This is a genomic window from Mesorhizobium loti R88b (assembly GCF_013170845.1).
GTDB classification, from domain to species: Bacteria; Pseudomonadota; Alphaproteobacteria; order Rhizobiales; family Rhizobiaceae; genus Mesorhizobium; species Mesorhizobium loti_B.
This window is the reverse complement of record NZ_CP033367.1, coordinates 938739-962649: the sequence shown is the minus strand read 5'-3', so window position 1 is coordinate 962649 and position 23911 is coordinate 938739. Positions and strand designations below refer to the sequence as shown.

At 63.9% G+C, this 23911-nt stretch carries 27 protein-coding genes; 11 read left to right on the top strand and 16 right to left on the bottom strand.

Annotation, left to right across the window (positions count from 1 at the left end):
• Window positions 1-27: 27 nt before the first annotated feature.
• Both EB235_RS04570 and EB235_RS04565 read right to left on the bottom strand, forming a co-directional pair.
• On the bottom strand, window positions 28-972 hold the full coding sequence (locus EB235_RS04570; protein ID WP_027032136.1) for a CHAD domain-containing protein: 945 nt from the start codon (window positions 970-972) through the stop codon (window positions 28-30).
• Window positions 969-1442 (bottom strand): CYTH domain-containing protein, encoded by a 474-nt coding sequence (locus EB235_RS04565; protein WP_027032137.1) that lies wholly within the window; start codon window positions 1440-1442, stop codon window positions 969-971. Before EB235_RS04565 ends, EB235_RS04570 begins: the two co-directional genes overlap by 4 nt.
• 88 nt (window positions 1443-1530) lie before the next feature.
• Between EB235_RS04565 and EB235_RS04560 the strand changes: the two genes are divergently transcribed.
• Genes EB235_RS04560 through EB235_RS04545 form a run of 4 tightly spaced genes read left to right on the top strand, consistent with a single transcriptional unit; the run spans window position 1531 to window position 5238 of the window.
• A complete protein-coding gene (locus EB235_RS04560; protein ID WP_027032138.1) occupies window positions 1531-2238 on the top strand; it encodes a CerR family C-terminal domain-containing protein in 708 nt (235 codons plus the stop codon).
• A complete protein-coding gene (locus EB235_RS04555; RefSeq protein WP_027032139.1) occupies window positions 2235-3188 on the top strand; it encodes an HlyD family secretion protein in 954 nt (317 codons plus the stop codon). Before EB235_RS04560 ends, EB235_RS04555 begins: the two co-directional genes overlap by 4 nt.
• Entirely contained in the window at window positions 3185-4105 is a 921-nt protein-coding gene (locus EB235_RS04550) for an ABC transporter ATP-binding protein (protein WP_027032140.1), read from the top strand. Before EB235_RS04555 ends, EB235_RS04550 begins: the two co-directional genes overlap by 4 nt.
• A complete protein-coding gene (locus EB235_RS04545; protein ID WP_027032141.1) occupies window positions 4102-5238 on the top strand; it encodes an ABC transporter permease in 1137 nt (378 codons plus the stop codon). The genes EB235_RS04550 and EB235_RS04545 overlap by 4 nt, the downstream gene beginning before the upstream one ends.
• 412 nt (window positions 5239-5650) lie before the next feature.
• Here EB235_RS04545 and EB235_RS04540 read toward each other — a convergent pair whose 3' ends face one another.
• Both EB235_RS04540 and EB235_RS04535 read right to left on the bottom strand, forming a co-directional pair.
• Window positions 5651-6628 carry a threonine/serine dehydratase gene (locus tag EB235_RS04540; RefSeq protein WP_027032142.1) on the bottom strand — a complete coding sequence of 326 codons (978 nt, stop codon included), beginning with the start codon at window positions 6626-6628 and terminating at the stop codon, window positions 5651-5653.
• 281 nt (window positions 6629-6909) lie between these two features.
• On the bottom strand, window positions 6910-7233 hold the full coding sequence (locus tag EB235_RS04535; protein WP_027032143.1) for a hypothetical protein: 324 nt from the start codon (window positions 7231-7233) through the stop codon (window positions 6910-6912).
• Between the two features lie 170 nt (window positions 7234-7403).
• On the opposite strand from EB235_RS04535, the gene mbfA reads away from it, so the two are divergent.
• Window positions 7404-8387, top strand: coding sequence for an iron exporter MbfA (gene mbfA / locus EB235_RS04530; RefSeq protein ID WP_027032144.1), 984 nt, complete (start codon window positions 7404-7406; stop codon window positions 8385-8387).
• A gap of 333 nt (window positions 8388-8720) precedes the next feature.
• Here mbfA and EB235_RS04525 read toward each other — a convergent pair whose 3' ends face one another.
• The 3 genes from EB235_RS04525 to EB235_RS04515 form a co-directional block, all read right to left on the bottom strand.
• Entirely contained in the window at window positions 8721-9065 is a 345-nt protein-coding gene (locus EB235_RS04525; protein ID WP_027032145.1) for an antibiotic biosynthesis monooxygenase family protein, read from the bottom strand.
• A complete protein-coding gene (locus EB235_RS04520; protein ID WP_027032146.1) occupies window positions 9062-9394 on the bottom strand; it encodes an NIPSNAP family protein in 333 nt (110 codons plus the stop codon). The genes EB235_RS04525 and EB235_RS04520 overlap by 4 nt, the downstream gene beginning before the upstream one ends.
• A 90-nt stretch (window positions 9395-9484) precedes the next feature.
• Window positions 9485-9694, bottom strand: a complete 210-nt coding sequence (locus EB235_RS04515) for a DUF1127 domain-containing protein (protein WP_027032147.1) — start codon at window positions 9692-9694, stop codon at window positions 9485-9487.
• A 68-nt stretch (window positions 9695-9762) separates the two neighbouring features.
• Between EB235_RS04515 and EB235_RS04510 the strand changes: the two genes are divergently transcribed.
• Complete coding sequence (locus tag EB235_RS04510) at window positions 9763-10437, top strand: ArsR/SmtB family transcription factor (RefSeq protein WP_027032148.1); 675 nt, start codon at window positions 9763-9765, stop codon at window positions 10435-10437.
• 227 nt (window positions 10438-10664) lie between these two features.
• On the opposite strand, the gene ligD is transcribed toward EB235_RS04510, so the two are convergent.
• Window positions 10665-13181, bottom strand: a complete 2517-nt coding sequence (gene ligD, locus EB235_RS04505; protein ID WP_027032149.1) for a DNA ligase D — start codon at window positions 13179-13181, stop codon at window positions 10665-10667.
• Window positions 13182-13193: 12 nt separating this feature from the next.
• Complete coding sequence (locus EB235_RS04500; protein ID WP_027032150.1) at window positions 13194-14063, bottom strand: Ku protein; 870 nt, start codon at window positions 14061-14063, stop codon at window positions 13194-13196.
• Between the two features lie 377 nt (window positions 14064-14440).
• On the opposite strand from EB235_RS04500, the gene EB235_RS04495 reads away from it, so the two are divergent.
• The 4 genes from EB235_RS04495 (at window position 14441) to EB235_RS04480 (ending at window position 17023) form a co-directional block, all read left to right on the top strand.
• Window positions 14441-14581 (top strand): hypothetical protein, encoded by a 141-nt coding sequence (locus tag EB235_RS04495; protein WP_080680878.1) that lies wholly within the window; start codon window positions 14441-14443, stop codon window positions 14579-14581.
• A 179-nt stretch (window positions 14582-14760) separates the two neighbouring features.
• A complete protein-coding gene (locus tag EB235_RS04490; RefSeq protein ID WP_027032151.1) occupies window positions 14761-15195 on the top strand; it encodes a thiol-disulfide oxidoreductase DCC family protein in 435 nt (144 codons plus the stop codon).
• Window positions 15196-15402: 207 nt separating this feature from the next.
• Complete coding sequence (locus EB235_RS04485; RefSeq protein ID WP_027032152.1) at window positions 15403-15771, top strand: YciI family protein; 369 nt, start codon at window positions 15403-15405, stop codon at window positions 15769-15771.
• Between the two features lie 7 nt (window positions 15772-15778).
• Entirely contained in the window at window positions 15779-17023 is a 1245-nt protein-coding gene (locus tag EB235_RS04480) for an RNA polymerase sigma factor (RefSeq protein ID WP_027032153.1), read from the top strand.
• 73 nt (window positions 17024-17096) lie between these two features.
• Here the strand turns inward: EB235_RS04480 and EB235_RS04475 are convergent, their stop codons facing one another.
• Complete coding sequence (locus tag EB235_RS04475; protein ID WP_027032154.1) at window positions 17097-17723, bottom strand: glutathione S-transferase family protein; 627 nt, start codon at window positions 17721-17723, stop codon at window positions 17097-17099.
• Window positions 17724-17819: 96 nt separating this feature from the next.
• Window positions 17820-18164, bottom strand: a complete 345-nt coding sequence (locus tag EB235_RS04470) for a MarR family winged helix-turn-helix transcriptional regulator (protein WP_208603638.1) — start codon at window positions 18162-18164, stop codon at window positions 17820-17822.
• 160 nt (window positions 18165-18324) lie between these two features.
• Here EB235_RS04470 and EB235_RS04465 point away from each other — a divergent pair, with 160 nt between their 5' ends.
• Complete coding sequence (locus EB235_RS04465) at window positions 18325-19098, top strand: alpha/beta fold hydrolase (protein ID WP_051429733.1); 774 nt, start codon at window positions 18325-18327, stop codon at window positions 19096-19098.
• A gap of 33 nt (window positions 19099-19131) precedes the next feature.
• On the opposite strand, the gene cysK is transcribed toward EB235_RS04465, so the two are convergent.
• From cysK to hrcA, 5 genes are all read right to left on the bottom strand, one after another.
• A complete protein-coding gene (cysK, locus tag EB235_RS04460; RefSeq protein WP_027032157.1) occupies window positions 19132-20112 on the bottom strand; it encodes a cysteine synthase A in 981 nt (326 codons plus the stop codon).
• A 171-nt stretch (window positions 20113-20283) separates the two neighbouring features.
• Complete coding sequence (locus tag EB235_RS04455; protein WP_027032158.1) at window positions 20284-20901, bottom strand: LysE family translocator; 618 nt, start codon at window positions 20899-20901, stop codon at window positions 20284-20286.
• Between the two features lie 120 nt (window positions 20902-21021).
• Window positions 21022-22371 (bottom strand): PQQ-dependent sugar dehydrogenase, encoded by a 1350-nt coding sequence (locus tag EB235_RS04450; RefSeq protein WP_027032159.1) that lies wholly within the window; start codon window positions 22369-22371, stop codon window positions 21022-21024.
• A 103-nt stretch (window positions 22372-22474) separates the two neighbouring features.
• The gene (locus EB235_RS04445) at window positions 22475-22672 is read right to left on the bottom strand and encodes a hypothetical protein (RefSeq protein ID WP_027032160.1); all 198 of its coding nucleotides are present in this window, start codon (window positions 22670-22672) and stop codon (window positions 22475-22477) included.
• Between the two features lie 24 nt (window positions 22673-22696).
• Window positions 22697-23779, bottom strand: coding sequence for a heat-inducible transcriptional repressor HrcA (gene hrcA / locus EB235_RS04440; RefSeq protein WP_027032161.1), 1083 nt, complete (start codon window positions 23777-23779; stop codon window positions 22697-22699).
• Window positions 23780-23911 lie beyond the last annotated feature (132 nt).

The following is a 23911-nucleotide window of genomic DNA, read 5'->3' as shown; positions in this document are numbered from 1 at the left end:
TATACAGGCGCCTGGGCGCCAGACGCGTCAGCTGGCCGCGGCGCTCGTGTCCTCCAGCGACGGAGCGCCGGCAAGATCGTCGCGCGCCTTGCGGGCGAGTTTCTTCGTCGAGTGCTTGGGGCTGTCGCCGAAGAGTTCGGCCGCCTCGGCAAGGCATGACTTCCTCAAGCTCTTTTCCGAGCGCTTCAAGAGCTTGCCAAGAAGCTTGGTGTCCTCGCGCGGCCCCAGCGGCTCGCCTTCAGCCTCGAGCAGCGCGCGCAGGACGAACAGATCATGCAGTTCGCCCAGCCGCTCGCCCAGTGCGTCGACGGCCTTGCGCCGCGCCTTGATCGGCGTCGGCCACAGCCTGCCCAGCAGCGACAAATGCATGCCATGCGTCTTGGCGGCCTTGCGCAGATCGTGGAAATCATCGGCCGCGCCGCGCGTGCCGGCTCTGTCGAGCGCCTTTTTGGCACGGCGCAAGGTGACGCGGGCGCCTTCGGCCAGCACGTCGGCGGCCTGTTCCGGCTGGTCGGGCAAGGCCAGGCTTTCCATCCGCTTCATGCCGACTTCGCAAGCGGCGACAGCCGCGCCGATCGCGGCTTGGAGGCCGGCGCCTTCATGCAGGTCGTGCTGGCGAGCGATCAGCCTGTCGCGCACGGCATCGAGCCCGCCATCGGCGCTCTCCTTGGGAAAGTCGGCCGCGAGCCGGTCGATGGTCTCGATCAGCGCCGTCGCTTCGCGGGGGCCGGCAAGCAGCGCCGCCACGTTGCGATAGCACTGATTTTCCGTCGTGCAGAATGTTTCGTCACCGGAATGAACCAGCCGCAGTAAGGCACGAGCGCTCTTCAGCCGCTTGCGGCATTTGTGCAGTCCCTGGTCCGGCCGGCCGCGCGCTGCATCCAGATGCAGCAGCGCCTTGCCGATTTCCTCGGCAAGGATGCGCCTGACCTCGCCGGTCAGCGGCAGGCGCGGGTCGATGCGAAAGCTCATGCGGCGATCTCCGGAATCCCCCCGAGGGCGAGCGACGCGTTGTAGAATTTCTGCTCACCGGTCACTTCCCGGCCGAGCCAGTCTGGCAGCATTTCCTCCGCCACGTCGTCCGGCGTCTCGAGTTCGGCCACCACAAGTCCCGCGAGCGCACCGCCAAAGACGTCGACTTCGTAGAGATAGCCGCGATGCCTAACATGATGACGTGTCTTCTCGATGACACGTCCAAGGGCGAAATCCAGCATCTCCACGGCATCCGCCAGGGGGATCGGGTATTCGAATTCGTCACGCTCTCGCGCGCTGCTGCCGAACTTGAGCGTCAGCTTGGCGGAAGCGCCGTCGCTGATGCGGATGCGCACGGTTCGGCCGGGTGCGGTGGCGAGATAGAACTGGAGAATGCGGATATCCGCCTCGACCAGATCCCGCCACGCGGTGCTGGAAACCAGGAACTTGCGCTCGACTTCCTTGCCCATGGCCGCGCACTAAAGCGGTTGGCGTGCGCGATGGCAAGACGGTCACGCACAAGTTGACTTTAATCAATCGATTGATTAACATCTCGAAATGATCAAGCCAACCGCCCCTGAAATGCCGCGTCGCGAAACATCGCCCGCCGACCTGACCCGCGCGGCCCTTGTGCGCGCGGCCCTGAAACTGTTCGGCCGGCAGGGTTTCGACGGCACCTCGACCCGCCAGATCGCGGCCGAGGCGCAAGCCAATATCGGTTCGATCGCTTACCATTTCGGTGGCAAGGAAGGCCTCCGCGCTGCTGCCGCCGACTATATCGTCGAGACCATCCAGACTGTCGCTGGCCAAGCATTGGGCGCCGGCCTCGCGCTCGGCAATAATCAAGCCGGGGCGGCAAGCGATCCGGAGACCGCGCGTATGCTGCTCTTCGCGGCCCTGGAACGGATGGTCGGCTTCATCGTGGCACAGCCGCAGGCCGGCGAGATCGTGCAATTCGTGCTGCGCGAGCTGTCGCATCCGACAGCGGCGCTCGACCGCATCTACAACGGCGTGTTCGAGCCGACGCATCGCCGGCTGTGCCAGATCTGGGAACAGGCGACCGGCGAGCCGGCCGAAAGCGAACGAACCCGGCTCACCGTGTTCACGCTGATCGGCCAGGTCGTCTATTTCCGCATCGGCCGCGAGGCGGTGATGCGCCGCATGGGCTGGCGCGACATCGGCGCCACCGAGGCGGCCAAGGTGGTGTCCGCCGTATCAGACAATCTCAGCGCCATACTGGCCTCCCGGATGGGATCAAAATCATGAGTTTCCTCTGCGCCTTGCCGCTTGCCGCTCAACTCTTCGGCGCCTGCGCCCCCGCGTCTCCCCTGGCTGTCGGCTATGTCGAGGGCGACTATGTGCTTTTGGCGCCCATCGAGGTGGCGCAGGTCGAGACGGTCACCGTGAAGCGCGGCGATCGCGTCACGCCGGGCACCACCGTGGTGACGCTGGAAAATGCCGATGCCAGGATCGCGGTGGCGCAAGCCGAAGCAGGCCTTGCGCAGGCGCAAGCGCAGCTTGCCGATCTGCAGGTCGGCAAGCGGCCGGAAGAGATCGCGGTGCTGAAGGCCGAGGTCGACATGGCCAGAGCCCAGGCCGCCGACGCCAAGCGCAAATACGACCGCGCCGCCGATCTGTTCAAGCGCGGCGCCGGCACGCAGGCCGACTACGACACCGCCTCGGCGACGCTGGAGACAGCAGAAGCCCAGGTCGGCCAGGCCGAGGCCAATCTCGCCGTCGGCGGCCTGCCGGCGCGGCCCGAGACGATCAAGGCCGCCGACAATCAGGTCAAGCAGGCGCAGTCGACATTGGAACAGGCGCAATGGCGATTGTCGAAACGGGTGCTGGCGGCACCCTCGCCCGGCCGCGTCAACGACGTCATCCGCAATCCCGGCGACACGGCCGGCCCGACCGCGCCGGTCATTTCGGTGCTGCCCGACGGCGCGGTGAAGCTCAGCGTCTACATACCGGAGGCCGCCTTCTCCTCGGTCAAGGTCGGCAGCCTGCTCAGCGTTCATTGCGATGGCTGCGGCCCAAACGTGAAAGCACGCGTCAGCTATGTCTCGCCCGATCCGGAATTCACCCCGCCGGTGATCTATTCCCTGGAGAACCGGCAGAAGCTGGTCTATCTCGTCGAGGCGCGGCCGGAGGGCGATGCCAGCCCGCTGCAGCCTGGCCAGATCGTCGACGTCGATCTTGCGGAAACGGCAAAATGAACGCCATCGACGTTCATGGCCTGGTCAAGCGGTTCGGCGACAAGACCGTCGTCGACCATGTGACGATGTCGGTCGCCGAAGGCGAGATCGTCGGCTTCCTCGGCCCCAATGGTTCGGGCAAGACCACCACCATCCGCATCATGTGCGGCCTGCTGACCCCGGACGAGGGCGAAGGCACGGTGCTGGGCTTCAACATCCGCACCGACTCGCTGATGATCAAGCGTGAAGTCGGCTACATGACGCAGAAATTCTCGTTCTACGAGGATCTGACGATTGGCGAGAACCTGCAATTCGTGGCGCGGCTCTACCGGCTGAAACCGGTCGAGGAGTATGTCGCCAGGACGCTCGATGAACTCGGCCTGACGTCACGCCGCAACCAGCTGGCCGGCACCTTGTCGGGTGGCTGGAAGCAGCGGCTGGCGCTCGCCGCGTGCATCATGCACAAGCCGAAACTGCTGCTGCTCGACGAGCCGACGGCAGGCGTCGACCCGAAGGCGCGGCGCGAGTTTTGGGACGAGATCCACCGTCTCGCCAGCGGCGGGCTGACCGTGCTGGTCTCCACCCACTACATGGACGAGGCCGAACGCTGCCACCGCATCAGCTACATCTCCTACGGCAAGATGCTGGCCACCGGCACCGTCGCCGAGGTGGTGAAGAATGCCGGGCTGACCACCTTCGTGCTGCAGGGCCCGCAACTCGCCAAGGTGGCCGAAGAGCTGCAGGGCCGCCCCGGCGTCGACCAGGTGGCGCCGTTTGGCGCCACGCTGCATGTCGTCGGTTCCGACAGGAAGAAGCTCGAAGCAGCCCTTGCCGATGTCGAGAAGGAGCACGAGGGCGTCACGGTGAAGCCCGGCGAAACCAGCCTTGAGGACGTCTTCATCCAGTTCATGTCGGGTTCGAAGGACAATATGGCATGAACAGCATCTTTTCCTTCGCCAGGCTCGGCGCGCTGCTGATCAAGGAATTCATCCAGATGCGGCGCGACCGCATCACCTTCGCCATGATGCTTGGCGTGCCGCTGCTGCAGCTGGTGCTGTTCGGCTACGCCATCAACAACGATCCGAAGAGCTTGCCGGCGGCCCTGGTGGCGACCAGCAGCGATCCCTATACCCGCGCCATTGTCGCGGCGCTGCAGACCACCGGCTACTACCGCTTCGACCATGTCGCGCAAAGTGCCGCCGAGGCTGAGTTCCTGATATCGCGCGGCGACGTCGCCTTCGTCGTCACCATCCCCGCCGATTTCGCCAAACGGGTGGAGAGCGGCGACAATCCGCAGATCCTGATCGAGGCCGATGCCACCGATCCGGCGGTGGCCAGCGGCGCCATTTCGACGCTCGGCACCGTCGCCGGCCAGGCGCTGCTCAGGGCGCAAGGCATGCAGGAGGCGGCCGCCGAGACCGCCAGGGGCCAGCTCGATGTGGTGGTGCACCGGCGCTACAATCCCGAAGGCATCTCGCAATACAACATCGTGCCCGGCCTGCTCGGCGTCATCCTGCAGATGACCATGGTGATGATGACCTCGATCGCGCTGACGCGCGAGACCGAGCGCGGCACAATGGAGAACCTGCTCGCCATGCCGTCGAGCCCGCTCGAGATCATGATGGGCAAGGTGCTGCCCTATCTGGCGGTCGGCGCCGTGCAGGTGGTGGTGGTGCTGGCGGCGTCAAAGCTTCTGTTCGCCATCCCCTTCACCGGCTCGATGTCGCTGCTGCTGTCGGCGGTGCTGGTGTTCGTGCTGTCGCTGGTACTGCTCGGCTACACCATCTCGACGATCGCGCGCACGCAGATGCAGGCGCTGCAGCTGACTTTCTTCTTCTTCCTGCCGTCGATTATGCTGTCGGGCTTCATGTTCCCCTATCGCGGCATGCCGGATTGGGCCCAGACGTTCGGCGAAATCTTCCCGCTGACGCATTTCCTGCGCATCACCCGGGCGGTGATGCTGAAGGGCGCCGAATTGCCGGCGGTGGCAACCGAGATTGGCTGGCTGGTGGTGTTCGTGGCCTTGTTTGCGGGCGTGGCGCTGGTGCGCTTCAGGCGCACGCTGGATTAGATACGGAAACAGCGATCCCGAGCCGCTCAGCGTTTTCCACGCCAGCGGCCATAAGACATCGACGCTGGGCCAACGTGCCATGCGTTCGGCCGCGCGCGGTTAGGTCCAAACTTCTGTTCCAGCGGGGACATCGCCTTTTGTGACATCCGCAAGAAGGCAACCCCACCGAGGCTCCGGTGGCGCAGGTGTCTTACGTAGCCCCTCAAGCGTCAACATCGCCTGTTTTTCTTCGCCACTGGGGAGTATCAGCCTGACGGGTAGTCGACGAGGACCGTCGTATTCCGAAAGAAGCGGCCCGGGACCCACCAGAACGCCGCGTCCGGTAATTGTAAACACGTCCTCAACAGTAAGCAGATGTTTCGACATCGGGTTATCCTATGCGGCGGATGAGACGCAGCAATAGTCAAACCACCTAGGCGGCCGCCATGATCTCGGCATAGGTGCCGAAATCGACATTGCCGCCCGACAGCACAACGGCGACGCATTTGCCCGACAGCTCGATCTCGCCCGATGACAGCGCCGCAAGCGCGACGCAACCGCCGGGTTCGACCACCAGCTTCAGATAGGCCATGGCGTCGCGCATCGCCTGCGCCGTCGCCTTGTCGGAGACGGCTATGGCGCCGGCAAGGTTCCTGCGGTTGATTTCGAAGGTGATGGCGCCCGGCTCGGCGGTCAGGATCGCGTCGCAGATCGAACTGTAACCTGGTTCGTTCGAAACCCGGGCGCCGGCGGCGAGCGAGCGGCGCGTGTCGTCAAAATGCTCGGGCTCGACTGCCCAGATTGCTGTGCCGGGCGAGGCATCCTTGACCGCGACCGAAATGCCGCTGGTCAAACCGCCGCCACCGCAGGGGATAACGACAGCGTCGAGGCTGACGCCGAGCGCTTTCGCCTGTCGCATCAGCTCAAGGCCGATCGTGCCTTGCCCCGCAATAATGGCCGGATCGTCGAAGGGCGGCACCAGCACCATGCCGCTTTCGATGTAGGGCCGAACCACGGTCATGCGGTCGTCGCGAAAACGGTCGAACGGCACCACCTCCGCACCCATCTTGCGGACATTGCCGATCTTCATCGCCGGTGCGTCCGCCGGCATGGCGATGACCGCCTTGACGCCGAACATGGCGGCCGACGCGGCCACCCCTTGTGCATGATTGCCCGAGGAAAAGGCGACGACGCCCCGGCTGCGTTCCTGCTCGCTCAGTGACGACAGCTTGTTGTAGGCGCCGCGGAACTTGAATGAGCCGGTGCGCTGCAGCGTCTCCGGCTTGAACAGGATGCGCCCGCCGAAGCGCTTGTTCAGCTCAGCCGATTCGATCAGGGGAGTTTCGACGATCAAGCCCGAAAGCCGCGCGGCGGCGGCGTGGATGTCGGCGATTCCGGGAGGGGTGGTCATGGTGGATCCTGTGGCGATGGGATCCGGCCATGGTGCACGCAAAGCGCCGTGCGATGCCAACGAAAAGATGTGACGGTTACAAAGTTGGAAGGAAAGCTGCCAATCTCCCCCCTCGTGGGGGAGATGTCGGCAGGACAGAGAGGGGCGGCTGTCCCGCCGACATATCTGATTGTCCCTTCAATTGCAGAGCACGCAGCCGGGGGTCCGTTGCCTGCGGCAGCTCCCCGGTTCGAACCCTTTGAAAAGTCCGCCGGACCTTTCAATTCGCCTGCGGCGGGTTCTCACCCCAGCAACGTCCGCTGCCGCTTGGTCCCGCCCAGCTTGCGCCAATTATTGAACCGATGGCTGGCGGCGGCAAAGGAGATCTTCATCTGCTGGGCGACCGAATAGCGCGACTTGCCTTCGTCGAACATTCGGTAGCAGCACTCGACGCCTTCCTCGGTCAGCTTGCCGTCGGGCGCCTTGTTGTGTGGATTGGCGGGGTCGAATTTCTCGACCTGCTGTTCGACCAGGCCCTTCAGGCGCTGCAAATCGGCCTCGATGCTGGCAATGAGATCGAGAACGGGCTTCGGGTCATAAGGGTGCGGAGGCTGTTTTTCCGTCATCTCTGGGTTCCTCTTGGTTTGGACAAATATATAGGTGAACCTTCACTGATAATGAAGGGGTACGGAATGCGCCAGGCTTCAACAATTCTTGACCGCGACCCAAGCGCGCAATTGACCAAAGCTGTGCAAATGCCTAGTTTAGAACTATTCTAAACTAGGGTGATTTCCTCATGCTTTCCCGCGTTTTCGGCTTCGGCCGCCGCCCCTTCGAGACGCTCTCCGAACCGGAGATCCTGGCGCTGGCCATTTCCTCCGAGGAAGATGACGGCCGCATCTACCGGGCCTATGCCGACGGGCTGGCGGAAAGCTTCCCGCAATCGGCAAAAGTGTTCGAGGACATGGCCGAGGAAGAGGACGGCCATCGCGACGCGCTGATCGAGCTGTTCCGCAAGCGGTTCGGCGAGCGCATCCCGCTGATCCGGCGCGAACATGTGAAGGGTTACTATGAGCGCAAGCCCGACTGGCTGGTAAAGCCGCTCGGCATCGAGCATGTGCGCCGCCAGGCCGAAGCGATGGAGCAGCGCGCCTATCTGTTCTATGTCGAGGCGGCAAAGCGCACGACGGATGCTTCAACGCGGAAACTGCTCGACGATCTGGCCGTGGCCGAACTGGGCCACGAGACGCTGGCGCAGCGGCTGGAGCAGAAGCATGTGCCGGGGTCGGTCAAGGATGAGGAAGCCAGCGCCGAGCAGCGCCAGTTCATCCTCACCTATGTGCAGCCGGGCCTCGCCGGATTGATGGACGGTTCGGTGTCGACGCTGGCGCCGATCTTCGCCGCCGCCTTTGCCACGCACGACACCTGGCAGACCCTGCTGGTAGGCCTTGCCGCCTCGATCGGCGCCGGCATTTCGATGGGCTTCACCGAAGTCGCTTCCGACGACGGCAAACTGTCGGGCCGCGGCTCACCGATCAAGCGCGGCCTGACCGTCGGCATCATGACGACGCTCGGCGGCCTCGGCCACGCGCTGCCCTATCTCATTCCGAGCTTCTGGACGGCGACGGGTGTTGCAGCGGTGGTGGTGTTCTTCGAACTGTGGGCGATCGCCTTCGTCCAGAACCGCTACATGCAGACACCCTTCCTGCGCGCCGCCTTCCAGGTGGTGCTGGGCGGCGCCCTGGTGTTCGCGGCCGGCGTGCTGATCGGGAATGCGTGAGTGCTCTCCCCCTGTGGGGCTACGGCATGCACACATTTCCAAGTGGCTGGTCTTTGGCGCTAGCGTGCATGGCAGCTTGCGCATGCATTGTCTTATGCCGCGCTGGTCGACCCCCACTCCGTCTCGGCTTCGCCGAGCCACCTCTCCCCCGATCGACGGGGTAGAGGAAAGGCACTCAGCTTTTGCGGTAAACGCTTTTCCAACGAAGCTCCCTTCCTTTCCCTCCGGAGGGGGAAAGGTGGCGCTGCGAAGCAGTGACGGATTGGGGGAACCACGTCGCAATCAAGCCTCGCGCCGACCAGTCACCAATCCTTGTGGGGGAAGGAAAGGCACTTACCCATTCATCGCTCGGCTGTCCGCCGGCGCCTCATCCCTCTCGGTCAGCCCGTAATCCCTCACCACATGCGCGATGCGCAAACGATAGCCGGCAAAGATACCGCCGCGACCGGCTTGCTGCGCTTGCCGGTGTTCCTCGGTGGTGCGCCAGGCCTTCACCGCTTCCTCGTCGCGCCAGAATGACAGCGACAGGATGCGGTTGGTGTCGGCCAGGCTCTGGAAGCGCTCGATCGAGATGAACCCGTCGATGCCGTCGAGTAGGGGCCGGAGCTCGGCGGCGATGCCGAGATAGGCATCGCGCCGGCCCTCCGCGGGCTGCACCTCGAAGATGACGGCGATCACGGCAGCACCAGTTTTGCGTGTGGTCCCGAGACGTGCCTTAGAAACATGCGGTCCTCCTTGAGGATGAATCGTTCACGCTTGGCGAACTCATAGTTTGCCTTGCCGGCGGGATCGGCGGCAAGCCGCGCACGATAGGCTTCGTAGGCTGCCAGGCTTTCGATGTTGTAGGCGGCATAGGCCGTCGTCGCCGATCCTTCATGCGGAGCGTAATAGCCGATCAGATCGGCGCCGCAGCGCGGAATGGCCTGTCCCCAGTTGCGGGCATACTCCTCGAAGGCAGCCTTGCCGAACGGGTCGATCTCATAGCGGATGAAGCAGGTGATGGTCATGGTCGTCTCCTTTTGGGATGTTTCGCGTCGATAGTTCGAGCCGCGTCGAAACATTGTGCCGCCCGATCTGCTAGGCAATTCTCTTGCTGGTCATGACCGCCAGAAGGACTTCGCGCATTCGCGGCGCACGTCCTCCCGGGTCAGGCCGAGGTCGCGCAGCAGGTGGTCGTCGACCTCCGAAAGGTCACGGCGTTGCAGGTAACGGTCATACCAGCGGGCCAGAAGCCGCATACGAACCCAGTCGATGAACGGGAACGATTGGCGGCCGGGGAACGGGGTGAAGGTGGTTCGTGCGGTCATCGTCGTCTCCTTGATCTGGTCGGAGAATAATGCTTATCTGACAAGAATGCTTCGATGAGGAACGAACTATGCGTGAAGGACCCGACATCGCCCGCATTGCCAGCCTGGTCGGCGACCCGGCCCGCGCCAACATGCTGAACGCGCTGATGGGCGGCACGGCGCTGACGGCGAGCGAACTGGCGCTGGAAGCCGGCGTGTCGCTGCCGACCGCCTCTTCGCATCTGTCGAAACTGATGGAGGGCGGACTGCTGACCTTGGCCAGCCAGGGCAGGCACCGCTATTACGGCCTCGCCGGGCCGCAAGTGGCGGGCATGATCGAAGCCATCACCGGTGTCGCGGAAGCCGTTGGCCCCAAGCGTGTGCGGCCGGGTCCGCGCGATGGCGCCATGCGCGTGGCGCGTGTCTGCTACGATCACCTCGCCGGCGAGCAGGCGGTGGCGATGCTCGATCGTCTAGTCGAGAAAGACATACTGGTGCGTGACGACAAGGAGATCAGGCTCGGGCCGTCGGCAGCCTCGCATTTCGCGGCCATCGGCATCGAGGTCGGCGCCAAACCGAGGCGGCCCGTCTGCCGCGCCTGCCTCGACTGGAGCGTGCGCCGCTCGCATCTCGCCGGCACGCTAGGCGCCGCCATCCTCGACAAGATCCTGTTGGAGAAATGGGCAAGGCGGGAGAAGGACAGCCGAGCAGTGGTGTTTTCGTCACCGGGCAAGCAGGCGTTCGAGAGGGTGTTTTTGGGCTGAGCAGTGAGCGCCCGCCCCACAACTTCGTCATCCTAGGGCGGAGCAGCCGCAAAGCGGCGTCGCGGAGACCCTAGGATCCATGCCGTGACCTCAAAGCGCCGCAACGGTGCAGATCTCTGCTGTCACCACGGCGGGAAGATCGCTAGGTTCTGGGCCGCCCTGTTTTCCTTGGCGTCCCGGCATGGATCCTAGGGTCTGCGCCGCGTCGCTTCGCTCCTTGCTTCGCCCTAGGATGACGAAATCCGCTTCAACACCTTCCCCTGCTCGAAGAACCCATTCCACGGATCAGCTTCCGCCAGCTGCTTCATCGTCGTCTTGTCGCCGATCGGAAAAGCGTTCGGCGCCAGGCCAGCCTCGATCTCGGCCCATGTCACCGGCATCGACACCGTCGCGCCTTTCTTGGCCCGCGAGGAGTAGGGCGCGACCGTTGTCGAGCCCCTGCCATTGCGCAGATAGTCGACGAAGATTTTTCCCGTTCGCGCCTTCTTCGACAGGGTCGCCGTATAGCGGTCTGGGGCGGACTGCTCCAGCGCCTTGGCGAAGTCATGGGTGAAGGTTTTTACCGCGTCCCAATCCGCCGATGGCTTCAGCGGCACCAGCACATGATAACCCTTGCCGCCCGATGTCTTGACGAAGTTCGGCAGCGACAGTTCGTCGAGCTTGCCCCTGATGTCGAGTGCCGCCTCGCGCACCGCTTTGACATCGACGCCTTCATCGGGATCGAGATCGAAGATGATCTGGTCGGGTTGTTCAAGCTTGTCGATCGTGCAGCCCCAGATGTGGATTTCGACCACGCCGTACTGGACGAGGGCCGCGACCCCGTCGAAATCCCGGATGAACAGGATCTCCTCGCCATCTGTGGGGTCCTTCATGCGCGCGATCTTGTCGCTCATGCCGGCCGAGGCATGCTTCTGGAAGAAGCGCGGTCCGCCGACGCCGTCCGGCGCCCGCACCAGGCTGAGCGGCCGGTTGACGACGAATTGCTCAATGCGTGGCCAAACCTGCGCGTAATGGTCGAGCAGGCCCTGCTTGGAGATTTTCTCCTCGGGCCACAGCAGCTTGTCGGGGTGGGAGAGTTTGACGCTGGTCGTCATCGCCCCGGCGGATTTGCCGGTGCCGCCTGACGCCGGCTTGGCCTTGGTTGCGTTTTGGCCTGTCGCTGCCTTGGGCTTTTCCTGTACAACGTCCTCCGCCGGCTTGTCCTCGCGCAGCCCCTGGAACGAGGCATGGCGTATTATACGATCGGACGTCCAGCTGCGAAACTCCACTTCCCCGACCAATTCCGGCTTGACCCAAACCAGGCCCTTGCCCCTCGGCACGGCCGCGTCGAAAGGCGAATCCTCTGCCTTCAGCGCATCGAGCTTCTTCTTCAGCTCGTTTGCACCCTTGGTGGAGAAGCCGGTGCCGACACGGCCGGCATAGCGCAGTTTGCCGTCTTCATAGAAGCCGACCAGCAGCGAGCGCAGCCCACGCCCGGTCTTGTCAGAAGGCAGAAAGCCGCCGATGACGAATTCCTGCCGCGCCGTGCATTTCGATTTCACCCATGTCGGCCCGCGCCCGCTGCGATAGGGTGCATCGGCGCGTTTTGACACGACGCCTTCCAGCCCCATGCGGCAGGCATGCTCAAGCATGATCTTGCCGGGCTCGGAAAAGTGGTCGGAGAAACGCACCGCCGGATTGTCCGGCTGCTTGCTGAGCAGCTCCTGCAGGGCCTGCTTGCGCTCGACCAACGGCTCGGCGCGCAAATCCTTGCCGTCGAGCCGCATGACATCGAAGACGTAGTAGATGAAGCGGTTTGTCCGCTTCGCCGACAAATCCTGCTGCAGCAGCGCGAAGGACGAAACACCGCTGTCGGCCAGCACGACGATCTCGCCGTCGATGATGGCGTCGGTGCATTTCAGCCCTGCCAGTTCGGCAGCGATTTCACCGCCGAATTTCTCCGTCCAGTCGAGGCCGGTGCGGGTCAAGAGCCGCACATCGGTGCCGGCGATCTGCGCCTGCATGCGATAGCCATCGAATTTCACCTCGTGCAGCCAATCCTTGCCGCCGGGTGCATCCCGCTCCAGCGTCGCAAGTTGCGGTTCGATGAAGTCGAGTTTGCGACCTGCAGCCTTCGCCTTGCCTGCAGCCGGCTTGTTGGAATGCCAGACCTTTGGCGTCTCGCCCTTGGCCGACTTGCCCTCGCCCACCTCCTCGATCGTCAGGCCTGATTTCACCGATTGCGGCGCCTCCTTCAGAATATCCTCGCCGGGCCGTGCCGCGGCATCGTCCGACTTGATCAGCAGCCAGTTGTCGCGTTTTTCGCCCGCCCTCGGCTTCAGCCGCACCAGATGCCACAGCCCATGAAGCTTGTGGCCCTTGAGCTCGAAGCTGATATGGCCCTTTTTCATCGCCTTTGCCGGATCGATTTCGGGCACCCATGTGCCCTCGTCCCAGACGATCACTGAACCGCCGCCATATTCGCCCTTGGGGATCGTGCCCTCGAAGGAGGCATAGTCGATCGGATGATCCTCGACATGCACCGCGAGCCGTTTTTCGTGCGGATCGAGGCTAGGCCCGCGCGTCACCGCCCAGCTCCACAGCACGCCGTCATGCTCGAGACGAAAATCATAGTGCAGCCTGGTCGCGGCATGTTTCTGGATGACGAAGATGCCACCGGCTTTCGTGCCGCGGACAACCTTGCCGGCCGGCTCCGACGTCTTCTTGAAATCGCGCTTGGCGTTGTACTGTTCGAGGGCGGCCATTGTTTCTCGCCCTCAGGCCGATTTGCGCTTGGGCGCGGCGGCTTTCGGCTTGTTGCGTTTGGCCTCTGGCTTGGCTTTCGCGGACGACGTTTTCGGCGAGGCTGAATCCGATGACAGGCTCTTCTTCAGCGCGTCGAACAGGTCGACGACGTTGGAGGGTTTGGGCGTCGCCTTGGCCGTCGGTGCCTTTTTGCCTGCTTTCTTGGCACGGATCAGTTCGAGCAGCGCGTCCTCATATTTGTCATCGAACTTCGACGGATCGAATTTGGCTTTCTTCTTGTCGATGATCAGTTCGGCCAGATCGGTCATCTCCTGGTCGGTCTTCACCGCCTTGATCTCGCCGAACACGCTGTCCGGCTGGCGCACCGTATTGTCGTAGCGCAGCGTCGTCAGCACCATGCCCTTGCCCAGCGGCTCGATGACCACGGGCCGTTCCCGGTTGTAGAGCACGATACGCGCTAGCCCGGCCATCTTCTTGCCGGCCATGGCATCGCGGATGACGGCAAACGCCTCCTCCGACACCTTGTCGGCCGGCGCGACATAATAGGGCGTATCGAGATAAATCTGCTGGATCGAGGCTTTGTCGATGAAACCGTCAAGGCTCATCGTGTGCGAGGATTCGATCTGCACCGCCTCGATCTCGTCTTCATCGATATGGACGAAATCGCCGCCGTCGAGTTCATAGCCCTTGATCTCGTCGCCATCGCCCAACGGCTTGCCGGTCTCGGCATCGATATAGATGCGCTTGACCGTGTTGCCGGTCTTGCGGTTCAGCACCCGGAACGAGACCTTTTCGGTATGGGTGACGACGTTGGTCAGCTCCACGGCACAAGTGACCAGCGACAGCTTCAGATAGCCCTTCCAGGCAGGACGTGGCGCCATGGCAATTTCCCTTCGGCGATAAGATGAAGGTGAGAACGGACAGGCCCCGTTCCAGTTCCGTGATCGCACGACGTTCGGGACGCAAAGGCAAGTCCCCGCGTCGCGGCGGCCAGAATGAAAATTTTACGGGCGCGGCAAAAATTGAAACACAAGCGCGCGCAGGCGACATTCAAACGAAACATATGTGATGCAAAAGTCACATTGGGCGCAATGCCGACGAACTGCACGGAAAGACCCCGAATCAGCCGCATTCCGGCCACGAACCAAGGCCTTTTCGACCAGATATTAACATCGTGTTCACCGACTATTCACGCCTCGACGCTATGATGCCCGTCAATCGGAAGGGACATCCGAAAATCGGGACAGGGACAGGGTAAATGAACTTCCTTACGCACCTCATCGGCTATGCCGCGGCCATCCGCGAATTCATCGCGCCGACCTACCGGCCCGAGCGCTATTACATGCGCGGCCCGGGTCCGGCTTGCGCCCGTCGCGGCACCTCGCTGGGTGCGCACTGACCATGACGTTCGAGAACCGCCACAACAGCCGTATCTGCAGGCCGGGCACCGAGACCCGCGCCACCACCTATCGTTCCGAACGCCCCGCGCTCGCCGACAGACGGCGTGCGACATCGCCACGTCTTTGATCCCGCCTCCGGCTGGCTTAGTGTCCCAGGACATGAGCAGCCGAGGCCCGCGTGACCGAGCCAAACCGTCCCTCTAAACCCTTCGCTGCAAGCCATCCGCTGATCGTCTTCGACGGCGTCTGCGTGCTCTGCTCCGGCTTCGTGCGCATGGTCGTCAGGCTCGACCGCCAGGGCCGCTTCCGCTTCGCCACCGCCCAATCTCCGTTTGGCGAGGCGCTGTTCAGGAAGCATGGGCTGCGCACGGACTCCTACGAAACCAATCTCGTCCTCATCGACGGCGCCTTCTTCACCCACCTCGACAGCCTTGTCGCCGTCATGTCGGAACTCAGCTGGCCATGGCGCGTAGCGAAGGCGCTGTTGCTGCTGCCACGACCGCTGCGCGACTGGCTGTACAATCGCATCGCCAAAAATCGCTACGCCCTCTTCGGTCGAAAGGACAGCTGCGACATTCCATCGGCCGCGCTGAGAGGACGGTTCCTTGGCTAGATGTCTGGTTCAGGCATTTGATGGGCTGGATCGAGTCGTGGCCGTTTAGGCTCTTTTGCGGATGGTCGATGTGCATGCGGTGATGGCTTGCACCGTGCCCGATCAAGGCCGAAAGTTTTTTCTGCAGCCTGTCGAAATCAGGCGCTGCCGCGCGACATACGTCTGGCCCCGCAAGGACGCGGCCTTCCAAACCACGGGAGAAGACCCATGCGATACATACTTTTGATCAACGGCGACGAAGCCGCACTGGCGAAAACGCCGGTCGAGCAGCTCCAGCAGATGAGCGCGGCCTATACCGCCTATACCGAAGCCTTGAAGAAATCCGGCGTATGGCTGGCCGGCGAGCGGCTGCGTCCCACCCAGGCGACCACCTCGGTGCGGATCGCGGACGGCAAGACCCACGTGATCGACGGCCCCTATGCCGACACCAAGGAGCAGCTTGCCGGCTTCTACATGATCGAGGCGGCCGACATCGATACTGCCATCGAATGGGCGGCACGCTGTCCGGCGGCCAGCACCGGCACTGTCGAGCTGCGGCCGATCTGGGAGTTGGCCGACTACATGCCCCAGAAATGACGGCGTAATGGACAGTCGCCCGGAGATCGCCCGGGCGGCCGCTGAGGCCGCCGCCCGGCAGAGTTATGGCAAGCTGGTCGCCTGGCTCGCGGCGCGCACGCGTGATGTGGCCGCCGCCGAGGATGCGCTGGCCGACGCCTTTGCCGCCGCGCTCGAACGCTGGCCGCGGTCAGGCGTGCCTGAAAAGCCGGAAGCCTGGCTGTTGGCGGTGGCGCGTCGTCGCCGCGTTGATTCGGTTCGCCGGCGGCTCACCCGGGAGGCGGCCCGTGATCATCTCAAGCTGATTGCCGAAGAGATGGAGGCGCGCATGACCGACGAAGACCTGCCCGACGAACGGTTGCGGCTGATGTTTGCCTGCGCGCATCCGGCGATCGAACCTGGCGTGCGGGCGCCGCTGATCCTGCAGGCCGTGCTGGGCTTCGATGCCGCCACGATCGCCTCCGCCTTCCTGGTCTCACCGGCAACGATGGGCCAGCGCCTGGTGCGCGCCAAGACCCGCATCCGCGAAACCGGCATTCCGTTCCGCGTGCCCGAGCGGGCCGAGCTCGGCGAGCGGCTGGATGCCGTGCTGGAGGCGATCTACGCCGCCTTCGCCGAAGGTTGGTCGGATCCGGCCGGCACGGAGACCAGGGCGCGCAACCTCGCCACCGAAGGCATCTGGCTCGGCCGCCTGGTGGCCACGCTGATGCCGCAAGAGCCGGAAGCGCTTGGCCTGCTGGCGTTGATGCTGTTTGCCGAGGCGCGCCGCGCTGCACGGCGCAGTGCCGAAGGCGACTTCGTGCCGCTGGCGGAGCAGGATTGCGATCTGTGGGATCGCGCTCTCATCGATGAGGCGGAGGTGCTTCTGTCCCACGCCGCGGCGCGCGGCGCCATCGGCCGCTACCAGCTCGAGGCGGCCGTACAGTCGGCCCATGCGGCGCGACGGCTGACCGGCCGCACCGACTGGGTGGCGATCCGCGAGCTCTACGATGCGCTGCTTTTGATCGCTGGATCGCCGGTGGTGGCGATCAACCGCGCCGTGGCGCTTGCCGAGACGGAGGGCGCTTTGGCCGGGCTGGCCGCCCTTTACGTGCTGGGCGACGACAAGCGGCTCAATGAGTATCAGCCTTTTTGGGCGGCCCGAGCCGGTCTCCTCGCCAGGCTGGGCCAGGTACCGCTGGCAAGCGAGGCCTATGACAGGGCGATCGGCCTCGAGCGCGATCCGGCTGTGCGCCGGTTCCTGCAAGGCAAACGCGCATTGCTGCGAAATTGAGCCGCCTGCTCAGAGCAATCCCAGGAAAGTGTGTAACGGTTTTCTGTCCGGAATCGCGCCAAAACAAAGAGCTCTAGACGGGCCACATCTCGTGCGAAATGTTGAGCGTCTTCAGCAACGCATGGTCGCGCAGCCGGGCCCATAGACGTTCAATGTTTGGCCATGCCGCGCGGGCGCGATCGATGTCGGGATGCCACGCCACCAGCATGACGAGATAGATATCGGCCAGCGACATCGCCTCGCCGACCAGCCAGTCACGGCCGCGCAAGGCGGCATCGAGAACGGCGAAGCCGCGGTCCATCTCGGCGATTGCCGCCTGCTTGACGGCTTTCGTGCCGTCGGCGTCGGCCGTGTAGCGATAGGCGTAGTAGAGCCGCAGCACCGCCGGGTAGAGCACCGACGACATGAAGGCCATCCAGCGCAGGAACTCGGCGCGGGCCGGCGCGTCGACCGCCGGCGCCAGGCCGGCATCGGGATGGCGCTCGGCAAGCAGGATGCAGATTGCCGCCGATTCGGTCATCGAGCTGCCGTCCGGCAAGGTCAGCACCGGCACCTGGTTCAGCGGGCTGATGTCGAGGAAGGCCGGATCGGGCCGGTCGGATTTCGGCACGTCGATTTGTTCGAATGGCGCGTTCGCCAGCGCCAGCGCCGCCTCGACGACGAAGCCGCCGCTGCCCGGACGGGTGTAGAGCTTGTACATGAATTCCTCCCCTGGCCCGAACAGAGCGGGCCGATGGGGATATGAACCGGAAGCAGGTTGCCGCTCAAGCCGGCTGCAGGCGCCACGGCAAGCTTTTCAGCGGGCCAGCGGGTCCTCCGAAGGATCGTCCAGGCCGTGCTCCAGCAATTTGTTGAGCAACCGCATCAGGCTCTCCCGCTCCTCTTGGCTAAGGGGGGAGAATGACCTGGCGACAATATCGAGAACGCGTTTACGCCCACGCTGCAGCATCGCCTCGCCTTCGGCTGTAAGGCGATGTGCGTTGGCGCGGCCCGGGCCGATCTGGCGCTCGATCCAGCCCTGGCGGAGCAACCGGATCGCCAGCGTGCCGAAAGCCTGATCGGAATTGAATGTCAGCACTGCCAGCGCGTGCATCGTGGCGCCGGGGTTGCGGTCGATCTCGCGCAGCGCATTCCACTGCACAAGGCTGATCCCCAGCTCGGATAGCGCCGTGTCTGCCGCCCGATGGTGACGGTGCTGGAGTTTCTTGACCGAAAGACCGAGTGCTTCAGGGGAGCTTGACATATCAACAAGTTTATATAAATATGTTGAGACAGTCAACCCACCAACGGGAGATTTCACGATGTCGAAACAGCAATTGAGCCTGTTGGCCGAAACCGTTCCCGTAACCATCTCCGATCAGGGGCAAGGTCGGCCGTTCCTGCTCCTGCACGGCGGCGCCGGGGCAGGTTCGATGTCGGGTCTCGCGCAGGCGCTTTCCAAAAACGGCCGTGCGATCGTGCCGACGCATCCGGGTTTCGATGGCGAGCCGCGCCCGCAGGGCTTTGCCAGCATCAACGATCTGGCGCTTGCCTACCTCGCTTTGATCGAGTGGTTGGACCTGACGGATGTGGTGCTGGTCGGCAACTCGGCCGGCGGCTGGATCGCCGCCGAAATGGCGCTTCGCCAGTCGCCCCGCATCGCCGGGCTGGTCCTTCTCAATGCGGTTGGGATCGATCCGGACCCGGCGGGGCGGCCGATCACCGACCCGACGACGCTGCCGCCGGCGGAACGCTCGGCGCTGGCCTTCCACAATCCGCAGCTCTACGCGCTTGCCCCATCGGGCCCGGACGCCGTCGCCGCCATGGCGGAAAACCAGAAGACCTTGCGGCTCTATTCCGGCGAGGATTTCATGGTTGAGCCAACGCTCAGGTCGCGGCTGGCACGAATGCCCGTGCCGACCATCGTCGCATGGGGCGAAAGCGACCGCATCGTGGATATCGACTATGGCCGGCGCTATGCCGGCAGCATCGCCGGTGCCAATTTCGAGCGGATCGCCGAAGCCGGCCATTTCCCACATATAGAGAAGCTCGACGAGGTGGTGCGCCTAGTCGGCAACTTCGCCGGCAGATTGTAAGGCGGTCCGGGATTCACCCGCGCCCGCCTGGCGTCAGGCCCCCAGTCCTTCGAACAGGATCGTCGACAGATAGCGTTCGGCGAAGGACGGGATGATCACCACCAGGGTCTTGCCCTTGTTCTCCGGCCGCGAGCCGACGACGATCGCCGCCTGCAGGGCAGCGCCCGATGAGATGCCGACCGGCACGCCTTCAAGGCGGGCGACGAGACGCGCATTGGCGACCGAATCCTCATTCGAGACCTTGACGATCTCGTCATAGATCGTTGTGTCGAGGATTTTTGGCGCGAAGCCGGCGCCGATGCCCTGGATCTTGTGCGGGCCGGGCTGGCCACCCGACAGCACCGGCGAGGCTTCCGGCTCGACCGCGACGATCTGTACCGAGGGCTTGCGCTTCTTCAGCACCTGGCCGACGCCGGTGATGGTGCCGCCGGTGCCGATGCCGGCGACGAAGATGTCGACCTCGCCCTGAGTGTCATTCCAGATCTCCTCGGCCGTCGTCGTGCGATGGATTTCCGGATTGGCGGGGTTTTCGAATTGCTGCGGGATGATGGCGTTGGGGATCGTCGCGGCCAGTTCGTCGGCCTTGGCGATGGCGCCCTTCATGCCTTTCGGGCCTTCGGTCAGCACCAGTTCGGCGCCGAGCAGCGCCAGCATTTTTCTGCGCTCGACCGACATCGTCTCCGGCATGGTCAGGATCAGCTTGTAGCCCTTGGCGGCGGCGGCGAAGGCAAGCGCGATGCCGGTATTGCCCGAGGTCGGTTCGACCAGCGTCGTCTTGCCGGGTGAAATCTTGCCGGCTGCCTCCAGCGCTTCGATCATCGCCACGCCGATGCGGTCCTTGACCGAGGCGATCGGATTGAAGAATTCTAGCTTGGCAATGAGATTGGCAACGATGCCCTTCTCCTTGGCGAATTTGTCGAGCCGCACCAGCGGTGTATCGCCGATCGTATCGGTGATGGAATCGTAGATGCGGCCGCGGCCGGGGACGCGGGCGGAGGTGACAGGCTTGTTCATTGGTTTCGCTCCCAGGATTTCAGGCAAGTGGCGGCAAGATAGGGCCTTCGATCGCGCAAGATAGACCGACGACGGAAAATATCCGAGTGGGGCCTGTGTCTAAAACGTCATCGCCCCGGAAAAGGGTTTTCCGGGAAGGTCGATATCTGGAATATTTTGGCCGAAAGGACCCTATTGGCGGGCGGCGATCGCTGCCGCGGCGCCGACCATGAAGCCGGCGGCGGTGCGGTTCAGCACCTTCAGCGCGCGCGGCGACTTCAGGAACCAGCGCGCCTTGGCGGCCAGTGCCAGGTAAGGCACCAGCACGATGAACAGGACGACCACGGTCAGCGCGACGACAATACCGTAATCGGCCAGCGTGATCGTCTTGAGGTCGACGATGGTCGGCGTGATGGCGAGGTAGAAGATCATCGTCTTCGGATTGCCGAGCGTCACGGTGAGGCCTGCCGCGAAACTCGAAACGAATCCAGCCTTGCCCTTCCGGGCTTCAATGGTTTCAGGCGTGATGCCGGCGGTCCAGAAGCGCCAGCCGAGGAAGGCGAGATAGGCGACCCCTGCCCATTTGATGGCCAGGAACACCATGCCGAAGGTCTGCGCGACAAAGGCGAGGCCGAGCACCACTGCGGTCAGGTAGGTAAGGTCGCCCAGCATCAGGCCGAACGACATGGCCAGAGACGAGCGGAAGCCGGAGCCGAGCGCCCGCGCGACAAGTGCTGTTACGCCGGGACCGGGAATGGCGGCGGCGATGCCAAGCGCGGCACTGTAGGCGAGGAAGCCGGTGAGGGTCATGGATGCGGCCTTGCACGTTCGGGACGCGATGCTGTTGTGACTGCGCCTTGTCGCACGAAGTCAGGCGGCGGTGAATTCCCTTCAGCCGGATTCTATTGCACCAGGGCGAGGGTCAAGCGCTCAGGAGTGGCTGTTGCCATGGGTGATGCGCCAGATGGTGCCGTTGCCGTCCTCGGTCACGATCAGCGCACCGTCGTTTGCGACCGCCACGCCGACCGGCCTTCCCCACACCTCGCCGTTGGAGACGACGAAGCCGGTCATGAAATCCTCGTATTCGCCGGTCGGCTTGCCGTCCTTGAACAGCAAACGCACCACCTTGTAGCCGGTCCGATTGCCGCGATTCCAGGAGCCGTGCAGGGCAACGAAGGCATCGCCCTGATACTCCTGGGGAAAATCCTTGCCGGTATAGAAGGCGATGTTGAGCGGCGCCGAATGCGCCTGCATCAGCACATCGGGAATGGTGGCCTTGCCGGCCAGATCGGGGCGCTCGCCCTTGTGGCGTGGATCCTCGTGGTTGCCGATGTAGTACCAGGGCCAACCGTAGAAGGCGCCTTCCCTGATCGACGTGGCGTATTCGGACGGCACATTGTCGCCCAGCGCGTCGCGCTCGTTGACGACGCACCACAGCGCGCCGGTCGCCGGCTGGATGGTCATGCCCGAACAGTTGCGCAGGCCGGTGGCGACGATGCGGCCGTTCTTGCCATCCGGATCGAAGGCCAGCACGTCGGCGCGGCCGTCCTCGGAGCCCCATGTCGCACCCAGCGGCTTCGACTTGAGCCACGCGTCGAGGCCGCCATCCGGCGCCTTGCCCATATCCTCGGCGACGTTCGAGCCGGAGCCGACCGACAGATAGAGCGTCTTGCCGTCCCGTGAGAAAACGATATCGCGGGTCCAGTGATGGTTCGATGGAATGTTGTCGACGATGGTTTCCGGTTCGCCTGATGCCTTCAGGTCGCCCTTGCGGTAGGCGAAGCGCACGATGCTGTCGCTGTTGGCGACATAGACCCATTGCGGGTCGTCGCCCGGCGGATAGAAGGCGATGCCATAGGGTTGGTTGAGATTGCCGGCAAAGACGCCGTTCTCGACGGGTTTCGCACTGCCCTCGGCAAGACGATAGACGCGGATCTGGTTGGCCTCGCTGTCGGCGACGAACAGGTCGCCATTGGGTGCCACGCGCACGACGCGCGGATTGTCGATGCCGGACGCGATCAGCTCGGCGGAAAAGCCGGGCGGCAATTGCGGCTTCGCGCCTGTCGGCATGTCGGCAAGACCGGCGCTGTTCGAAGCGGATTTGGTGACATAGGGCTTCGGTAGGTCTTCCGGCTTGATCAGCCGGCGCACGCCGGGCTTGTCGGCGCGCCAGTCGCCGAAGGCGGCCGGACCCTTCAGCACCGGTTGATCGGCCGCGAAGGCAGAGCTGGCGATCAAGATGCTGATGGGGATGGCCGTGACCGAGGCAATTCGGATCATGGAATTCCTCCAAGCGTGTCCAGCAACGAAATATGGCTGTGGCCAGAGCAACGACCGGCATCGCCGGTTGTTCCGCGCTACACGTCTGACTAGTAGTTGCCGCTCAGGCCTCCGTGGCGTCGAGGTCGCTGTCGAGGCGGCTTTCCAGTTCGACGAGATCGGCCGGCAGTGGCAGGCCCATGGCGCGCATTTCGCGCAGTTTCTCGCGCCGTTGCTCCTGCACCTCGCGCACGTCTTCCGGCTGGTTGACCATCTCTTCCAGCAGCAGGCTGATCCGGGCCTTGATTTCTTCGAGCGCCATCGTCGTCTCCTCGGTTAGATCAGCTCAACGAAGCATGCGCGATATCAGTTGCGCCGTATAATCGACCATCGGCACGATGCGCGCGTAATTCAGCCGGGTCGGGCCAATGACGCCGAGCGCGCCGACGACGCGGGCATCCTTGTCGCGATAGGGCGCGACGACCAGCGACGAGCCCGACAGCGAAAACAGCTTGTTTTCCGAACCGATGAAGATGCGCACGCCTGATCCCTCTTCAGCGAGATCAAGCAGCTGGATCAGCCCGTCCTGCGTCTCCATGTCCTCGAACAGATGCCGCAGCAGTTCGATATCCGCCTGGGCGGTGACGTTTTCGAGCAGATTCGCGCGACCGCGCACGATGAGCCGTGCCGGCAGGCCGCTATCGGCGCCCGCCCACACTGCCAGCCCCTTTTCGACCAGATCCTGCGACAGCGTGTCGAGGGCAGCCCTGGTCTCTTCCTTGATGCGGGCGATCTCGATGCGCGCCTCGGCCAGCGTGCGGCCCCTGATATGGGCGTTGAGGAAATTCGAGGCTTCATGCAGTTGCGAGACGGTGATGCCGGCGGGCAACTCGACGACGCGGTTCTCGACGTCGCCATTCTGCGACACCAGCACGGCAAGCGCCTTGGTCGGCTCGAGTTGGATGAACTCGATATGCTTCAGCGCCACTTCGTTCTTGGCGGCCAGCACCAGGCCGGCGCCGCGCGACATGCCCGACAGCATCTGGCTGGCCTCGGTCAGCATGTGCTCCAGCGTCGCGCCCGAGCCGGAGGCCCGCACCTGCGCCTCGATGGTGCGGCGCTCTTCGTCGGAGAGGTCGCCTAGCTCCATGAAGGCGTCGACGAAGAAACGCAGGCCGGCCTGCGTCGGCAGCCGGCCGGCCGAGATATGGGGAGCGTAGATCAGCCCGAGATGTTCGAGATCGCTCATCACGTTGCGAATGGTGGCCGGCGACAGCGAGGACGGCAGGATGCGCGACAGGCTGCGCGAGCCCACGGGTTCACCATCCCTGAGATAGGAATCGACGATGCGCCGGAAGATGTCACGGGAACGCATGTCGAGGGATTGAAGCGCCGGCGACTGCGAACTGGGATCGACTGCCTTGGTCATACGGCCAAAAAACCTCCGCCCTAAGGATATAGACTTCGGTGCGGTGGGCGCAACCCGGTGTCTGTGTCAGATCGCCCGGCCATTTTCCTTTGCGCCATGGGCTTGGTGGAGCTACAAGCCGGCCACGATTCA

Coding starts and splice junctions, on each gene's coding strand:
- EB235_RS04570 (WP_027032136.1), bottom strand. CDS start 972: ATGAGCTTTCGCATCGACCCGCGCCTGCCGCTGACCGGCGAGGTCAGG.
- EB235_RS04565 (WP_027032137.1), bottom strand. CDS start 1,442: ATGGGCAAGGAAGTCGAGCGCAAGTTCCTGGTTTCCAGCACCGCGTGG.
- EB235_RS04560 (WP_027032138.1), top strand. CDS start 1,531: ATGATCAAGCCAACCGCCCCTGAAATGCCGCGTCGCGAAACATCGCCC.
- EB235_RS04555 (WP_027032139.1), top strand. CDS start 2,235: ATGAGTTTCCTCTGCGCCTTGCCGCTTGCCGCTCAACTCTTCGGCGCC.
- EB235_RS04550 (WP_027032140.1), top strand. CDS start 3,185: ATGAACGCCATCGACGTTCATGGCCTGGTCAAGCGGTTCGGCGACAAG.
- EB235_RS04545 (WP_027032141.1), top strand. CDS start 4,102: ATGAACAGCATCTTTTCCTTCGCCAGGCTCGGCGCGCTGCTGATCAAG.
- EB235_RS04540 (WP_027032142.1), bottom strand. CDS start 6,628: ATGACCACCCCTCCCGGAATCGCCGACATCCACGCCGCCGCCGCGCGG.
- EB235_RS04535 (WP_027032143.1), bottom strand. CDS start 7,233: ATGACGGAAAAACAGCCTCCGCACCCTTATGACCCGAAGCCCGTTCTC.
- mbfA (WP_027032144.1), top strand. CDS start 7,404: ATGCTTTCCCGCGTTTTCGGCTTCGGCCGCCGCCCCTTCGAGACGCTC.
- EB235_RS04520 (WP_027032146.1), bottom strand. CDS start 9,394: ATGACCATCACCTGCTTCATCCGCTATGAGATCGACCCGTTCGGCAAG.
- EB235_RS04515 (WP_027032147.1), bottom strand. CDS start 9,694: ATGACCGCACGAACCACCTTCACCCCGTTCCCCGGCCGCCAATCGTTC.
- EB235_RS04510 (WP_027032148.1), top strand. CDS start 9,763: ATGCGTGAAGGACCCGACATCGCCCGCATTGCCAGCCTGGTCGGCGAC.
- ligD (WP_027032149.1), bottom strand. CDS start 13,181: ATGGCCGCCCTCGAACAGTACAACGCCAAGCGCGATTTCAAGAAGACG.
- EB235_RS04500 (WP_027032150.1), bottom strand. CDS start 14,063: ATGGCGCCACGTCCTGCCTGGAAGGGCTATCTGAAGCTGTCGCTGGTC.
- EB235_RS04495 (WP_080680878.1), top strand. CDS start 14,441: ATGAACTTCCTTACGCACCTCATCGGCTATGCCGCGGCCATCCGCGAA.
- EB235_RS04485 (WP_027032152.1), top strand. CDS start 15,403: ATGCGATACATACTTTTGATCAACGGCGACGAAGCCGCACTGGCGAAA.
- EB235_RS04480 (WP_027032153.1), top strand. CDS start 15,779: ATGGACAGTCGCCCGGAGATCGCCCGGGCGGCCGCTGAGGCCGCCGCC.
- EB235_RS04475 (WP_027032154.1), bottom strand. CDS start 17,723: ATGTACAAGCTCTACACCCGTCCGGGCAGCGGCGGCTTCGTCGTCGAG.
- EB235_RS04465 (WP_051429733.1), top strand. CDS start 18,325: ATGTCGAAACAGCAATTGAGCCTGTTGGCCGAAACCGTTCCCGTAACC.
- cysK (WP_027032157.1), bottom strand. CDS start 20,112: ATGAACAAGCCTGTCACCTCCGCCCGCGTCCCCGGCCGCGGCCGCATC.
- EB235_RS04455 (WP_027032158.1), bottom strand. CDS start 20,901: ATGACCCTCACCGGCTTCCTCGCCTACAGTGCCGCGCTTGGCATCGCC.
- EB235_RS04450 (WP_027032159.1), bottom strand. CDS start 22,371: ATGATCCGAATTGCCTCGGTCACGGCCATCCCCATCAGCATCTTGATC.
- EB235_RS04445 (WP_027032160.1), bottom strand. CDS start 22,672: ATGGCGCTCGAAGAAATCAAGGCCCGGATCAGCCTGCTGCTGGAAGAG.
- hrcA (WP_027032161.1), bottom strand. CDS start 23,779: ATGACCAAGGCAGTCGATCCCAGTTCGCAGTCGCCGGCGCTTCAATCC.